This window comes from Pseudomonas sp. GM84 (assembly GCF_000282535.1).
In the GTDB taxonomy this organism is placed as follows: domain Bacteria; phylum Pseudomonadota; class Gammaproteobacteria; order Pseudomonadales; family Pseudomonadaceae; genus Aquipseudomonas.
Map to the genome: position 1 here is coordinate 16,098 of NZ_AKJC01000087.1, position 13,970 is coordinate 30,067.

Consider the following 13,970-nt stretch of genomic DNA (forward strand, 5'->3'; position numbering starts at 1 on the left):
GCTCAGCTTTGTTCCACCCGATTGCGGCCTTGGCCCTTGGCCCGGTACAGCGCCGCATCGGCGCGCTTGAGTACCTGGTCGCCACGCTCGCCGGAACGGAAAGCGCTCAGGCCAATGGAGGTGGTGATGACCACGCGTTCGCCTTTGAAATGGAACGGGCAGGCCTCGATGGCGGCGCGCAGCACCTCGGTGACCTGGGCTGCAGCTGCAGGTGAGGTCTGCGGCAGCAGGACGACGAATTCCTCGCCACCGAACCGGGCGATGAAATCGCGAGCCCGTAGGCGCTTGCGCAACTGCTCGGCGACGATCTTCAACACCTTGTCGCCAGCCAAGTGCCCATAGTTGTCGTTGATGCGCTTGAAGTGATCCAGGTCGAGAATCGCCATCGCCAGATGTCCCCCCTTGTCCTGCCAATCGAGCATCTCGCGCTCGACCTGCTCGCTCCAGGCGGCGCGATTGGGCAGGCCGGTCAGCGGGTCGATCAGGGCCTTCTGGCGCTGCTCTTCCAAGTGCTCGCGATAGCCAAGGGCCTCCTGCTCCATGCTCGCGACCCGTTCGGCCAGGCCCTGCAGGCGTCCGGCCAGCTCCTGTTCGCGGCGGGCACGTACCTGCTGGTGGTCGTCCATGGTCGCCAGCAGGCCTTCCAGCCGGCTTTCCAGGATGTGCTTGAGGCTGCCCACATCGGCCGCCCCCTGCACGCTGCTGTGCAGGCCATCGACCTGCTCGCGCAGCTGGCTGTCCAGTTCGCGTGCGGCAGTACTGTTGTCGGCATGACCGGCGCTGGCTTCGTGCAAGTGACTCTGGAAACTTTCCAGGCGCTCGTTGAGCTGCTGCAGGTAGGTTTCGAATTCGTGCTGGCCGCTGTCGGTGATGGCCAGCATGAGCACGGCCAGGTCATCGAGCACCGGAATCAGTTCGTACCAGTTCAGCCCGCGCGCCACGCGCTCGCGCATCGCCAGGGCCTGAGCCTTGTGACGCTCCGGCAGGCTGAGGTCATCGAGCAGGCCGAGCAGCGTCTGCTCGATGTGCGCGGCAACCTGGCTGTAGGGCGGCTCGACGGCGTCCGGGAGCGAGTAGGGGCCATCTTCGCCGAAGGTTTGCTCAAGGCTCGCCAGATCTTCGGTCTCGGCTATCCGCTCTTGAGACGGTGCTGTCGATTCTGCAGATTCGCCAGCAACGGGCTCGACATCCGACACCTCAGGCGATGGCTGGCCTGGGTCAGTTTCCGGCGACGACACAAGCGGGCGCAGCTCGTCTGCATCGAGTGGCGGCAAGTCCACCAGAACGGGGCCATCAGGCAATGGCCGAGACGGTGTGTCGGCCTGTGCATCGGCTACCGGAGGCGCCGGTTCGCAAGCGTCCTTCGTCTCAGGGTCGCTGTCACGATTACCGAACAACCGCTGCAGGAACCCTGACCTGGCGTGTTCATCCGGCTTGCTCAGCGATGTCAGCGCGCGCCCCTGCAGCCCGCTGAGCTCACCCAGCAAGGGCGGCAATTCGCGCGACTGGCTGACGCCACCATCGAGTTTCTTCGCCAGCTTCTTCAGCGGGCGGGAAACATCACCGGGCAGCGGCAGGCCTTGAAGCTGGGTAACCAGCGCAGTCAGCGCATCGCTGACCTGGCTCATGCGCGTATCCCGGCGCTGCTCGGAGTCCAGCACGGCCTGTTCCAGGCGCGGGATCAAACCGGCAAGGCCGGCGTCCATGTTGTCGGTGCGGATGACTTCGCGCATTTCCTTCATGCATTCGTCGACAACCTTGTCGCTGCCCTCGGCGGCGAGGGAGCTGCGCACCAGGCCCCGACGCAGCAAATCGAGCCGGGCGGCCCAGCGGCGTTCGAGCTTTTCCTGCTGTTCGATGCTTTTGAGGTATTTTTCTTTCCAGCGCTCGGCTTCTTCGGTCATGCCTGGATCCGCGACGGGTGATGCATCTGTGGGACGTGAATACAGGCTGTCGGCGCGTACCTCGAACACTTGAGGGTGCAAGAGGCGTTAGCTGATCTAGCGCAAGACCGGCAGCGTATCCACAGTCAGTGCATCAGGCAATCGGATCTCCACGGCGACCGGGAGGTGGTCGGAAATCGGCTGCGCCAGCACCTCGACCCGCTCCAGGGTCAGGCTCGAGCTGAGCAGGATATGGTCCAGGCAGCGCTGCGGGCGCCAACTGGGGAAGGTCGCTTCGACCTGAGGGGCGATCAGGCCCAGGTCGCGCAAGGGGGAATGGTCGAGCAAGTCGGTGGCATGGGTATTCATGTCGCCCATGAGAATCTGATGGCGGTAGCCGCCGATCAGCTCACGAATGTAGGCCAGCTGCCGGGCGCGGGTCTTGGCGCCCAGCGCCAGGTGCATCATGACCACGATCAGCGCATCCTCACCTTCGCCGAAGCGCACCAGGATCGCGCCGCGACCCGATGGGCCGGGCAGGGGATGGTCTTCGAGCAGTTGTGGCTTGAGACGGCTGAGCACGCCGTTGCTGTGTTGGGCAAAGCGCCCGAGGTTGCGGTTGAGCTGCTGGTACCAGTAGGGGAAGGCGCCCAGATGGGCGAGGTGCTCCACCTGGTTGACGTAGCCCGAGCGCAGGCTGCCGCCATCGGCTTCCTGCAAGGCCACCAGGTCGAAGTCGTTGAGCAGGTCGCCAATCTTCTGCAAGTTGCCCGCCCGCCCGTTGTGCGGCAGCAGGTGCTGCCAGCTGCGGGTCAGGTAATGGCGGTAGCGCTCGGTACTGATGCCGACCTGGATGTTGAAACTGAGCAGCCGCAGGCGACCATCCTCGGGCAGGCCGGAAGCCTGCAGGTGATGCTCGTTGACCTGCGGCTGGTGCAGGCCAATGCCACGCGCGGATCTGAAACGGCGCATGGGTACGCCGCTTACTTAGCGGCGCGCTCCTTGGCGATCAGTTGGTCGGCGACGTTCAGCACGCCTTCCGGCCCTTGGGCGGTGCCAAGGTCAAAGCGGTATTTGCCGTTGACTACCATGCTTGGTACGCCGGTGATTTCGTACTTCTTCGCCAGTTCCTTGGCCTGGTTGACCTGGCCCTTGATGGCGAAGGAGTCGAAGGTGGCGAGGAACTTGTCCTTGTCGACGCCCTGGGTGGCCAGGAAGTCGGCCATGTCGTTCTTGTCAGTCAGGCGCTTGCGCTGGTTCTGGATGGCATCGAACACCGCCGCGTGAACCTTGTGCTCGACGCCCATGGCTTCAAGGGTCAGGAACATCTGGCCGTGGGCATCCCAGGGACCGCCGAACATGGCAGGCACGCGCTTGAAGTTGACGTCCTTGGGCAGTTTCTCAACCCATGGGTTGATCACCGGCTCGAAGGTATAGCAGTGAGGGCAGCCGTACCAGAACAGTTCGACCACTTCGATCTTGCCGGGGACGGATACCGGAACAGGGTTGCTCAGCTCGAGGTATTCCTTACCGGCCGTAATAGGCTCTGCGGCCTGGACGGCGGCCATACCGAACACGCTGGCAGCGACCAGCGCGGCGCTGAGAATCAGTTTACGCATGCTTTACTCCTGAGCAGTCATTGGTCGCCTCGACACGACCCGTTCTGAGACAAGTCGGGAAGGGCCCGAGTTCTGTAGTGTAACGGCAGCGGACAGAAAAAAGGGCGGTCCGCGCCGCCCTTTCATCTTTACCGTTGACGCATTAACCGAATGTTAATGCAGACCCTGGATGTAGCTGGACAAGGCCTCGATGTCTTTGTTGCTCAGCTTGCCGGCAATGGTGCGCATGGTCATCGCATCGCCATCGTTGGTGCGGTTGCCTTCGCGGAAGTCAGTGAGCTGCTTGGTCACATACTGCGAATGCTGGCCGCTCAGATGCGGGAAACCGGCCAGTGCGAGACCCGCGCCATTGGGCGAGTGGCAGCCGGTACAGGCAGGCATGCCTTTTTCCAGGTCACCCCCATTGAACAAGGCCTTGCCCCGCTCGACCAACTTGGGATCGGCAGCGCCGACGCTACCCTTCTGGCTGGAGAAATAGGCGGCAATATCGGCCATATCCTGGTCGCTGAAATTGGCCAGCATGCCGGTCATTTCCAGCACGGTACGCTTGCCCGACTTGATGTCGTGCAGCTGTTTTTCCAGGTAGCGCTGGCCCTGGCCGGCCAGTTTCGGGAAGTTCGGCGCCAGGCTGTTGCCGTCGGGGTTGTGGCAGGCTCCACAAACGGCCGTTTTGGCCTGGCCGGCGGCGGCATCGCCTTTGATGGGGTCCGCAGCAGTGGCTGCACCGGCGACACCCATGGTCAACAGCAGACTCACGACTAGTTTGTTCATCAGCTAATCCAACACGGCTAAGGGTGAAATGTTATGTATCGGGACTGCCGCTCATCCAAAGGATGACCAAACGGTAGTCCTCGGCACTGCAGTCCATGCACAATCCACGCGGCGGCATAGCCTTGAAACCCTGGGTAACATGCGTCTGGAGTAACTCCATGCCTTTCGCCAGCCTTGGCTCCCACGCTGCCCGGTCGCCCTTCTTGGGTGCCTGTGGCAACTGCCCGGCGTGACAGGCCGCACACGTGCGGTTGTACAACGCCTCGGGATCCTGTGTAGCCTGTGCGCTGAAAAACGGCAGGAACATACCGACAGCAAGCAGCCATTTCGCCATGCGAAACGACCTGACAGGGTTGGGGGACGCGCTGCGTTCTGATGCGCGAGCTATTGTTCGACACCCCATGCCCGTTCTCCTTCGCTGGGAGAATGAGCACACAAAAACTGGGGCATTATATACTTCCGCCATCCAAACGGAAACGACACCGCTTGCCGGCCTAGGCTTTGGCAACACCCACATCGGATATCCCATGCAAGTCAAGAACCCCATCCTCGGCCTCTGCCAGAAAGCCAAATTCGCCCTCAGCGCTGCCAAGGTCGAACAATGCCCGGACGATCAGGGTTACGAGGTGGCTTTCGCCGGCCGTTCCAACGCCGGCAAATCCAGTGCCCTCAATACCCTGACTCATGCCAGCCTGGCGCGTACCTCGAAAACTCCAGGGCGCACCCAGCTGTTGAATTTCTTCAGTCTGGACGATGAACGGCGTTTGGTCGACCTGCCGGGCTACGGATATGCAAAAGTCCCGATTCCGCTCAAGCAACACTGGCAGCGCCACCTGGAAGCCTACCTGGGCAGCCGCGAGTGCCTGCGCGGGGTGATCTTGATGATGGACGTGCGCCATCCCATGACCGACTTCGACAAGATGATGCTCGACTGGGCCAAGGCCAGCGGCATGCCGATGCACATCCTGCTGACCAAGGCCGACAAGCTGACCCACGGCGCGGCCAAGAACACGCTGCTCAAGGTGCAGTCGGAGATTCGCAAGGGTTGGGGGGATGGCGTGACCATCCAGCTGTTCTCGGCACCCAAGCGTTTGGGGCTGGAAGAGGCCTACAAAGTGCTGGCCGACTGGATGGAGCTGGAAGACAAACCAGTAGCCTGAGGTGGCTTCATCGCCGGCAAGCCGGCTCCCACAGGGTGGCCCCACCGACCTTGTGGGAGCCGGCTTGCCGGCGATAGGGCCAGCACCGCCTACCCAAATTCCGGGCAAAAAAAACCCCGGACTTCGTATGGGGAGGGGGAAGTTCGGGGTCCAAGTCCGGACCGCTAGGGCGGGGTCCGGGTATCTGCCAACACTTAACACAACATAGGAGCATCGAAGGGCTTCACCAGCCATTCAGTTACTCTGAGTTCCGCTTCACCCATTTAGTTCCGAAGCCCTGAAAACTATTTGCGATAGTTTCATGAAACTTCAGAACCAGTGGCATAGGGCCACTGCAGGATCCGCGTCACTACGCCGCAGATCCTACACAGCTTTCCCTGCTCAATCAGTGAGCTTCGTCCCAATTCGCGCCAATACCCACTTCGACCAGCAGCGGCACATCCAGTTGCGCGGCACTGCTCATGTGCCCACGAATTTCATCTTTCACCTGCTCGACCAGGTCTGCACGCACCTCCAGCACCAGTTCGTCGTGTACCTGCAGGATGACGCGCGCGTCCAGGCCGCTCTGGCTGAGCCAATTGTCGACGTTGACCATCGCCCGCTTGATGATATCGGCGGCGGTACCCTGCATCGGCGCGTTGATCGCGGTGCGCTCGGCGCCCTTGCGCAGGGCCGGGTTCTTGGCGTTGATGTCCGGCAAGTACAGGCGACGGCCGAACAGGGTCTCGACGAAACCTTGCTCCGCAGCCTGGGCGCGGGTGCGCTCCATATAGGCCAGCACGCCCGGATAGCGGGCGAAGTAACGGTCGATGTAGTCCTGCGACTGCTTGCGGTCGACGCCGATCTGCTTGGCCAGGCCGAAGGCGCTCATGCCGTAGATCAGGCCGAAGTTGATGGCCTTGGCGCTGCGACGCTGGTCGGTGGTGACCGCTTCCAGGGCCACGCCGAATACTTCCGCCGCGGTGGCACGGTGCACATCGAGGTCATTACGGAAGGCGTGCAGCAGGCCTTCATCCTTGGCCAGGTGGGCCATGATGCGCAGCTCGATCTGCGAATAGTCCGCCGCCAGCAGCTGGTAGCCCGGGCTGGCCACGAAGGCCTGGCGAATGCGCCGGCCCTCAGCGGTACGGATCGGGATGTTCTGCAGGTTCGGGTCGCTCGACGACAGACGACCGGTGGCCGCCACCGCCTGCTGGTACGAGGTGTGGATGCGCCCGGTGCGCGGGTTGATCTGGCCCGGCAGCTTGTCGGTGTAGGTACTCTTGAGCTTGCTCAGGCTGCGGTACTGCATCAGTACCTCAGGCAGCGGGTAGCCCTGCTCGGCCAACTCGTCGAGTACCGCTTCGGCGGTGGACGGCTGGCCTTTGGCGGTCTTGCTCAGCACTGGCATGCCCAGCTTGTCGTAGAGGATCGAGCCGAGCTGCTTGGGCGAACCGAGGTTGAACTCTTCACCGGCCAGCTCGTAGGCGCGACGCTCCAGGTCGGCCATTTTCACGCCCAGCTCACCGCTCTGCACCTGCAGCAAGGCGGCATCGACCAGCGCACCCTGGCGCTCGATCTTGGCCAGCACCGGCACCAGCGGCATCTCGATGTCCATCAGCACCGGCTGCACGCTCGGCGTCTTGGCCAGACGCGCCTGCAGCGCCTGGTGCAGGCGCAGGGTGATGTCGGCATCTTCGGCCGCGTAAGGGCCGGCCTTGTCCAGGTGGATCTGGTTGAAGGTCAGCTGCTTGGCGCCCTTGCCGGCGATGTCCTCGAACGAGATGGTCGCGTGGTCGAGGTACTTCTGCGCCAGGCTGTCCATGTCGTGACGGGTGGCGGTGGAGTTGAGCACGTAGGATTCGAGCATGGTGTCGTAGGCCACGCCGCGCATCTCGATGGCCGGAATGCCATTGGCCAGGATGTTGATGTCGTACTTGGCGTTCTGCCCGACCTTGGCCTTGGCCGGGTCTTCCAGCAGCGGTTTCAAGGCCAGCAGCACGGCTTCACGGTCCAGCTGAACGGGCGCTCCTTCGTAGTCGTGGGCCAGCGGCACATAGGCGGCTTCATGGGCTTGCACGGCGAAGGACAGGCCGACCAGCTGCGCCTTTTGCGCATCCAGGCTGGTGGTCTCGGTATCGAAAGCGAACAACGGCGCCTGGCGCAGTTTCTCCAGCCAGGCGTCGAAACGGGACTGGTCGAGGATGGTCTCGTACTTCGGCTCGACCTTGGCCGCAGGCTCCTCGACCGGCGCGATCTCAGCGCCAGCCTTGGCCGCGTCACGCTGAACATCAGCGACCCAGCTCTTGAACTCCATCTCGGTGTACAGCGCCAGCAAGGCTTCGCGGTCCGGCTCGCCACACACCAGCGCGTCCACTTCGATATCGAGCGGCACGTCGAGCTTGATGGTCGCCAGCTCATAGGACAGGAACGCCGCGTCGCGGTGCTCTTCCAGCTTGGCGGGCAGGGTCTTGGCGCCACGGATGGCCAGCGTCGGCACCTTGTCGAGGTTGGCGTAGAGGTCGCTGAGACCACCGCCGATACCGGTCAGCAGGCCTACTGCCGTCTTTTCACCAACGCCCGGTACGCCAGGAATGTTGTCGACCTTGTCGCCCATCAGGGCGAGGAAATCGATGATGTGTTCGGGACCAACGCCAAACTTCTCGTGCACGCCAGCGACGTCCAGCACGCTGCCGGTCATGGTATTGACCAGGGTAACGTGGCCGTCCACCAGCTGCGCCATGTCCTTGTCGCCGGTCGAGATGATCACTGGCCGGCCCTGGGCGGCACTGCTACGCGCCAAGGTACCGATCACGTCGTCGGCCTCCACGCCCTCCACGCACAGCAGCGGGTAGCCCAGTGCCTTGACGCTGGCGTGCAACGGCTCGACCTGGACCCGCAAGTCGTCCGGCATGCTCGGGCGGTTGGCCTTGTACTCGGCGAACATGGCATCGCGGAAGGTGCCGCCCTTGGCGTCGAACACCACCGCGAAGAGGCTGTCAGGGTATTGTTTGCGCAGGCTCTTGAGCATGTTCAGCACACCCTTGACCGCGCCGGTGGGCATGCCCTTGGAGGTGGTCAGCGGCGGCAGTGCGTGGAAAGCGCGGTAGAGGTAGGAGGAACCGTCCACCAGGACGAGAGGCGCTTGGCTCATGAGGAGAATCAACCTTTTCGGCGGGTCCGGGGCTAGAATAGCCGGATCAATGACGACAAAGGGACAAGGTTATCATGCGTACACTCAATCGCCTGTTAGTGCTCGGTCTGTTGGCAACCATGCCAGTCGTCACCCTGGCGGCGGACGACGCCCCCTCGGCCGATCCCGAGGTGACCATTCGCACGGAAGGCGATAAAACCATCCAGGAATACCGCCAGAACGGCTTCCTGTATGCGATCAAGATCACGCCGAAAAACGGCAAACCTTATTTTCTGGTACGCGCCGATGGCTCTGATGGCAATTTCATTCGTTCCGACCAGCCGGACATGCTGATTCCGTCCTGGAAGATCTTCGAGTGGTAATCTGACGCGTATCGTTCACATCAACCCGGCACTTCCCGGCGGAAGTGCCCGTATGGGCATCTTTTCATCATGTCAGTCTTCACCCCCGTGACCCGGCCTGAGCTGGAAACCTTTCTGGCGCCTTACGAGCTGGGCCGTCTACTCGACTTCCAGGGCATTGCCGCCGGCACCGAAAACAGCAATTTCTTCGTCAGCCTCGAACAGGGGGAGTTCGTCCTGACGCTGATCGAGCGCGGGCCCAGCGAGGACATGCCGTTCTTCATCGAACTGCTCGATACCCTGCACGCCGCCGACATGCCGGTGCCCTATGCCCTGCGTGATCGCGACGGCAACGGCCTGCGCGAGCTGTGCGGCAAGCCTGCCCTGCTGCAGCCACGGCTGTCGGGCAAGCACATCAAGGCGCCGAACAACCAGCACTGCGCCCAGGTCGGCGAGCTGCTGGCGCACATTCACCTGGCCACCCGCGACCGCGTGATCGAGCGCAAGACCGACCGCGGCCTGGACTGGATGCTGGCCTCCGGCGCCGAGCTGATGCCGCGCCTGACCCCCGAGCAAGTGGCGTTGCTGCAGCCGGCACTGGACGAAATCACTGCGCACAAGGCCCAGATCCTCGCCTTGCCGCGAGCCAACCTGCATGCCGACCTGTTCCGTGACAACGTGATGTTCGAAGGCACCCACCTGACCGGTGTGATCGACTTCTACAACGCCTGCTCCGGGCCGATGCTGTATGACATCGCCATCACCGTGAACGACTGGTGCCTGGATGAGCAAGGTGCGATCGATCTGCCACGCGCCCAGGCGCTGCTGGCGGCCTACGCGGTGTTGCGACCGTTCACGGCGGCCGAGGCCGAGCTGTGGCCGGAAATGCTGCGGGTAGGGTGTGTGCGCTTCTGGCTGTCGCGCCTGATAGCGGCGGAGTCGTTTGCCGGGATGGATGTGATGATCCATGACCCGAGCGAGTTTGAAGTGCGTCTGGCGCAGCGCCAGCAGGTGGCTTTGCACTTGCCGTTCGCCTTGTAACCGAGGCGACCCCTTCGCGGGACAAGCCCGCTCCCACAGGTTCTCCACGGCACTTGAGTGCTCCGCTGTACCTGTGGGAGCGGGCTTGTCCCGCGAAAGGGCCAGCACAACATTAAAGCTGCTCCAGGCACCCCGCCAGATCACCGCCCAGCTTCTCCAGCAAGCGCTCATACCCCTTGGCATCCACCGGGTCGGCGCCACCCAGTGCATCCAGCTCGGCCAACCGCACCGGCAGCCCCGCCGTCAGCGTCTCAGCCAGACGCGGCCGCAACGGCGGCTCGCTGAACACACACGTCTTGCCCACTTCCTGCAGGCGCTTGCGCATGGCGGCGACATGCTGCGCGCCAGGCTGCACCTCCGAGGCCACGCTGAACACACCGGTGTGCTTCAGCCCATAGGCCGACTCGAAGTAGTCGAACGCTTCGTGGAACACGAAGTAGGGCTTGTCGGCGATACCCGCCACACGCGCCTTGATGCGTGCATCCAAGCCGTCGAGACGCTCGCTGAACGCCTTCAGGTTGCTCTGGTAGCGCGCCGCGTTGGCCGGGTCCGCCGCCGCCATGTCCGCCGCCATCTTCGCCGCGATCACCCGCGCATTGGCCGATGACAGCCACAGGTGCGCATCCAGGCTGCCCGGGCGGTGATCGTGGTCATGCTCGTCGTGGCCGTCTTCCTCGTGGGACTGGCTGTCCTCGCCGAAGTGGCGCAGTTGCAGGCCTGTCAGCGACTGCACGGCGACCGTGGGCTTGCTGCGGCTGCCGAGCACCCGTGGCAGGAAGCTCTCCATGTCCGGGCCGATCCAGTACAGCAGGTCGGCATCGCCCACTCGCCGCACGTCCGAAGGGCGCAGTGCGTAGTGGTGCGGCGAGGCGCCGGGGGGCAGCAGCACGTCTGGGCTGCCCACGCCGTCCTGCACGGCGGCGGCAATCTGCTGCAAGGGCTTGATACTGGTCAGCACGCGCACGTCGGCCTGCGCCGAGCAGGCGATGAATGCGACAAAAAGCACAAGGAATCGGGACACGTTGAATACTCGACTCGTCAGAAACAGGTAACATAATAACGTCTCCATCCAGAACCGTCGCTGACCATGTCCATCACGCCGCTGGCTCACCGCCCCCACGATCACTCCCATTGCGTGCACAGCGCCCTGGCCGAAGCCGACGCCTTGTGCACCCGCCAAGGCCTGCGCCTGACCGCACTGCGTCGCCGTGTACTGGAACTGGTGTGGCAGAGCCACAAGCCGCTGGGCGCCTACGACATCCTCGCCGTGCTCAGCGAGCAGGACGGCCGCCGCGCCGCCCCGCCCACGGTGTACCGCGCACTCGATTTCCTCCTGGAAAACGGCCTCGTGCACCGCATCGCCTCGCTCAACGCCTTCATCGGCTGCAGCCACCCGGAACACGCGCACCATGGCCAGTTCCTGATCTGCCGCGTGTGCCACGTGGCCATCGAGCTGGAGCAGGACAGCATCAGCGACGCCATCGTCACCAGCGCCAAGGGCGTGGGCTTCACGGTCGAGACCCAGACGGTGGAAATCGTTGGCCTGTGCGGCAACTGCCGGGGCACAGCATGAGCGACGCCCTGATCCGCCTTGAGCAGGTCGGCGTCACCTTCGGCGGCGAGGCGGTGCTCGACAGCATCGACCTGTCGGTGGCACCCGGCCAGATCGTCACCCTGATCGGCCCCAACGGCGCCGGCAAGACCACCCTGGTGCGCGCCGTACTCGGGTTGCTCAAGCCGCACCGCGGCAAAGTGTGGCGCAAGCCGAAGCTGCGTATCGGCTACATGCCGCAGAAGATCCAGGTAGATGCCACGCTGCCGCTCTCGGTGCTGCGCTTTCTGCGCCTGGTGCCCGGCGTAGACCGCGCGGCAGCCCTGTCGGCGTTGCAGGAAGTCGGTGCCGAACAAGTGATCGACAGCCCGATCCAGACCATTTCCGGTGGTGAGATGCAGCGCGTGCTGCTGGCCCGAGCACTGCTGCGCGAACCCGAGCTGCTGGTGCTGGACGAGCCCGTGCAGGGCGTCGACGTGGTCGGCCAGACCGAGCTGTACAACCTCATCACCCGCCTGCGCGACCGCCACCGCTGCGGCGTGCTGATGGTTTCGCATGACCTGCACCTGGTGATGAGCGCCACCGACCAGGTGGTCTGCCTCAACCGTCACGTGTGCTGCTCGGGCCACCCCGAGCAGGTCAGCAACGACCCGGCCTTCGTCGAGCTGTTCGGCCAGAACGCCCCGAGCCTGGCCATCTATCACCACCACCATGACCACAGCCACGACCTGCACGGTTCAGTCGTTGCCCCTGGCGCCCATGTTCACGGAGAGCACTGCAAGCATGGCTGATTTTCTTCTCTACGCCTTGCTTGCGGGTCTTTCCCTGGCGCTGGTGGCGGGCCCGCTTGGCTCGTTCGTGGTGTGGCGGCGCATGGCCTATTTTGGCGACACCCTGTCCCATGCCGCGCTGCTGGGCGTGGCCCTGGGCTTCGTGCTGGACGTCAGCCCGGCGCTGGCGGTAACCGTCGGCTGCCTGTTGCTGGCCATCCTCCTGGTCACCCTGCAACAGCGCCAGCCGCTGGCCTCGGACACCCTGCTCGGCATCCTCGCGCCGAGTACCCTGTCGCTGGGCCTGGTGGTGCTGAGTTTCATGAAGGACGTGCGCATCGACCTGATGGCCTACCTGTTCGGTGACCTGCTGGCCATAAGCCCCGGCGACCTGGGCTGGATCCTTGGCGGCAGTGCGCTGGTCTTGCTGCTGCTGGCTGCATTGTGGCGGCCACTGCTGGCGATTACCGTGCATGAAGAACTGGCCATGGTCGAAGGCTTGCCGGTGGCCGGCCTGCGCATGGCGCTGATGTTGCTGATTGCCGTGGTGATTGCCGTGGCCATGAAGATCGTCGGTGTGCTGCTGATCACCTCACTGTTGATCATCCCGGCTGCCGCCGCGCAACGCCATGCCCGCTCGCCCGAACAGATGGCGCTGGGTGCCAGCCTGCTGGGCGTTGCAGCCGTTTGCGGGGGCCTTGCCATGTCCTGGTTCAAGGACACCCCCGCCGGCCCATCGATCGTGGTCTGCGCGGCGGTGCTATTCTTGCTGAGCCTGGCCCTGCCAAAACGCTGAAAACCGGGGTACACGAGCGTGTGCCCTGCAACTTTTTCGCGGGTAAGGGGTCTGTAAGACCTGTTTTCGAGCGTGCGCACCTGGGTGTAGACTTGCTCGCTTTTTGCGCAAATAGAGAGTCGCAGGAATGAAGCCGTTCGCATCCCGTTATCTGCTTGTTGCCGCGTTTTCCCTGTTCCTGGCCGCCTGTTCCAGTGCGCCTGTCGATCAGGCCGATGCACCTGCCCAAGCCGATGCCTGGCAGCAGCTGCAGCAGAATATCGCCAGCAATGAGCTGGCCACCGCCGAAGACCAGCTGGCTGCCCTGCAGGCCCAGTCGCCCGATGACGCGCGCCTGGAGCAGTACCAGCGCCAGCTGGCCGAGGCCTACCTCAAGCGCAGCCAGATCGTCCTGCAGAAGGGCGATGTCAACGCAGCGGCGACCGCCCTGGCCCGAGCCCGTGCGCTGATGCCGCAGGCACCGGCCGTCACGGGCGGTGATGCAGTCTCCCAGGCACGCAAGGCCGAGCTTGAGAAAGCCGAAGCGGCCTTGAAGGCGGCCGAAGCCAAGCCGAAGGCGCGGGTGATCGACCCGACTGCGCCGAGCACGGTGATTGCGCTGAAAACCACGGATATTGCCGCCATGCGCCGCCAGCTCGATGAAATTGCCAAGGACGTGGTGAATTACCAGTGCGAGGTGGTGTTCCAGGTGCCGCGTACCGAGGATGCGCCTTGGTTGAAAAACCTGCTGGAGAAGCGGGTGCACAAGATCGACAGCGGCTTCAAGCTGAAGCAGAAGCATGAGATTCAGCGCAAGTTGCCGGCTCAGGTGGTATTGGTCCCGCATCAGCAGTGATGTTGATGGCCTCATCGCCGGCAAGCCGGCTCCCACAGGTAACCGTGTGGGAGCCGGCTTGCCGGCGAT

14 protein-coding genes are annotated in these 13,970 nt (G+C 63.6%); 7 read left to right on the forward strand and 7 right to left on the reverse strand.

Translation table 11 applies throughout. The features are described 5' to 3' along the window. Nucleotides 1–2: 2 nt before the first annotated feature. From PMI38_RS06775 to PMI38_RS06795, 5 genes are all read right to left on the reverse strand, one after another. Entirely contained in the window at nucleotides 3–1,904 is a 1,902-nt protein-coding gene (locus PMI38_RS06775) for a GGDEF domain-containing protein (RefSeq protein ID WP_008092071.1), read from the reverse strand. Between the two features lie 96 nt (nucleotides 1,905–2,000). After that, entirely contained in the window at nucleotides 2,001–2,855 is an 855-nt protein-coding gene (locus PMI38_RS06780) for an endonuclease/exonuclease/phosphatase family protein (protein WP_008092073.1), read from the reverse strand. Between the two features lie 11 nt (nucleotides 2,856–2,866). Beyond that, nucleotides 2,867–3,502, reverse strand: a complete 636-nt coding sequence (dsbA, locus tag PMI38_RS06785) for a thiol:disulfide interchange protein DsbA (RefSeq protein WP_008092074.1) — start codon at nucleotides 3,500–3,502, stop codon at nucleotides 2,867–2,869. A 153-nt stretch (nucleotides 3,503–3,655) separates the two neighbouring features. Next, a complete protein-coding gene (locus PMI38_RS06790) occupies nucleotides 3,656–4,273 on the reverse strand; it encodes a c-type cytochrome (RefSeq protein ID WP_008092075.1) in 618 nt (205 codons plus the stop codon). Between the two features lie 31 nt (nucleotides 4,274–4,304). After that, the gene (locus PMI38_RS06795) at nucleotides 4,305–4,607 is read right to left on the reverse strand and encodes a c-type cytochrome (RefSeq protein ID WP_043273178.1); all 303 of its coding nucleotides are present in this window, start codon (nucleotides 4,605–4,607) and stop codon (nucleotides 4,305–4,307) included. 193 nt (nucleotides 4,608–4,800) lie between these two features. Here PMI38_RS06795 and yihA point away from each other — a divergent pair, with 193 nt between their 5' ends. Continuing rightward, nucleotides 4,801–5,433: a ribosome biogenesis GTP-binding protein YihA/YsxC gene (gene yihA / locus PMI38_RS06800; RefSeq protein WP_008092077.1), complete on the forward strand. Its 633-nt coding sequence runs from the start codon at nucleotides 4,801–4,803 to the stop codon at nucleotides 5,431–5,433. Between the two features lie 385 nt (nucleotides 5,434–5,818). On the opposite strand, the gene polA is transcribed toward yihA, so the two are convergent. Next, nucleotides 5,819–8,566 carry a DNA polymerase I gene (polA, locus tag PMI38_RS06805; RefSeq protein ID WP_008092079.1) on the reverse strand — a complete coding sequence of 916 codons (2,748 nt, stop codon included), beginning with the start codon at nucleotides 8,564–8,566 and terminating at the stop codon, nucleotides 5,819–5,821. Nucleotides 8,567–8,640: 74 nt separating this feature from the next. Here polA and PMI38_RS06810 point away from each other — a divergent pair, with 74 nt between their 5' ends. Both PMI38_RS06810 and PMI38_RS06815 read left to right on the forward strand, forming a co-directional pair. Beyond that, complete coding sequence (locus PMI38_RS06810) at nucleotides 8,641–8,928, forward strand: DUF2782 domain-containing protein (RefSeq protein WP_008092081.1); 288 nt, start codon at nucleotides 8,641–8,643, stop codon at nucleotides 8,926–8,928. 69 nt (nucleotides 8,929–8,997) lie between these two features. Continuing rightward, the gene (locus PMI38_RS06815) at nucleotides 8,998–9,948 is read left to right on the forward strand and encodes a homoserine kinase (protein ID WP_008092082.1); all 951 of its coding nucleotides are present in this window, start codon (nucleotides 8,998–9,000) and stop codon (nucleotides 9,946–9,948) included. Nucleotides 9,949–10,060: 112 nt separating this feature from the next. Here the strand turns inward: PMI38_RS06815 and PMI38_RS06820 are convergent, their stop codons facing one another. Next, on the reverse strand, nucleotides 10,061–11,017 hold the full coding sequence (locus PMI38_RS06820; protein WP_008092083.1) for a zinc ABC transporter substrate-binding protein: 957 nt from the start codon (nucleotides 11,015–11,017) through the stop codon (nucleotides 10,061–10,063). Between the two features lie 18 nt (nucleotides 11,018–11,035). Between PMI38_RS06820 and zur the strand changes: the two genes are divergently transcribed. The 4 genes from zur to PMI38_RS06840 all read left to right on the forward strand — a co-directional run bounded on the left by zur (nucleotide 11,036) and on the right by PMI38_RS06840 (nucleotide 13,901). Beyond that, nucleotides 11,036–11,521: a zinc uptake transcriptional repressor Zur gene (gene zur, locus PMI38_RS06825; protein ID WP_008092084.1), complete on the forward strand. Its 486-nt coding sequence runs from the start codon at nucleotides 11,036–11,038 to the stop codon at nucleotides 11,519–11,521. Then, complete coding sequence (znuC, locus tag PMI38_RS06830; protein WP_008092085.1) at nucleotides 11,518–12,291, forward strand: zinc ABC transporter ATP-binding protein ZnuC; 774 nt, start codon at nucleotides 11,518–11,520, stop codon at nucleotides 12,289–12,291. Before zur ends, znuC begins: the two co-directional genes overlap by 4 nt. After that, nucleotides 12,284–13,066 carry a zinc ABC transporter permease subunit ZnuB gene (znuB, locus tag PMI38_RS06835; RefSeq protein WP_008092086.1) on the forward strand — a complete coding sequence of 261 codons (783 nt, stop codon included), beginning with the start codon at nucleotides 12,284–12,286 and terminating at the stop codon, nucleotides 13,064–13,066. The genes znuC and znuB overlap by 8 nt, the downstream gene beginning before the upstream one ends. 127 nt (nucleotides 13,067–13,193) lie before the next feature. Then, nucleotides 13,194–13,901 carry a PA5502 family lipoprotein gene (locus tag PMI38_RS06840; RefSeq protein WP_008092087.1) on the forward strand — a complete coding sequence of 236 codons (708 nt, stop codon included), beginning with the start codon at nucleotides 13,194–13,196 and terminating at the stop codon, nucleotides 13,899–13,901. The last annotated feature ends 69 nt before the right edge of the window (nucleotides 13,902–13,970 follow it).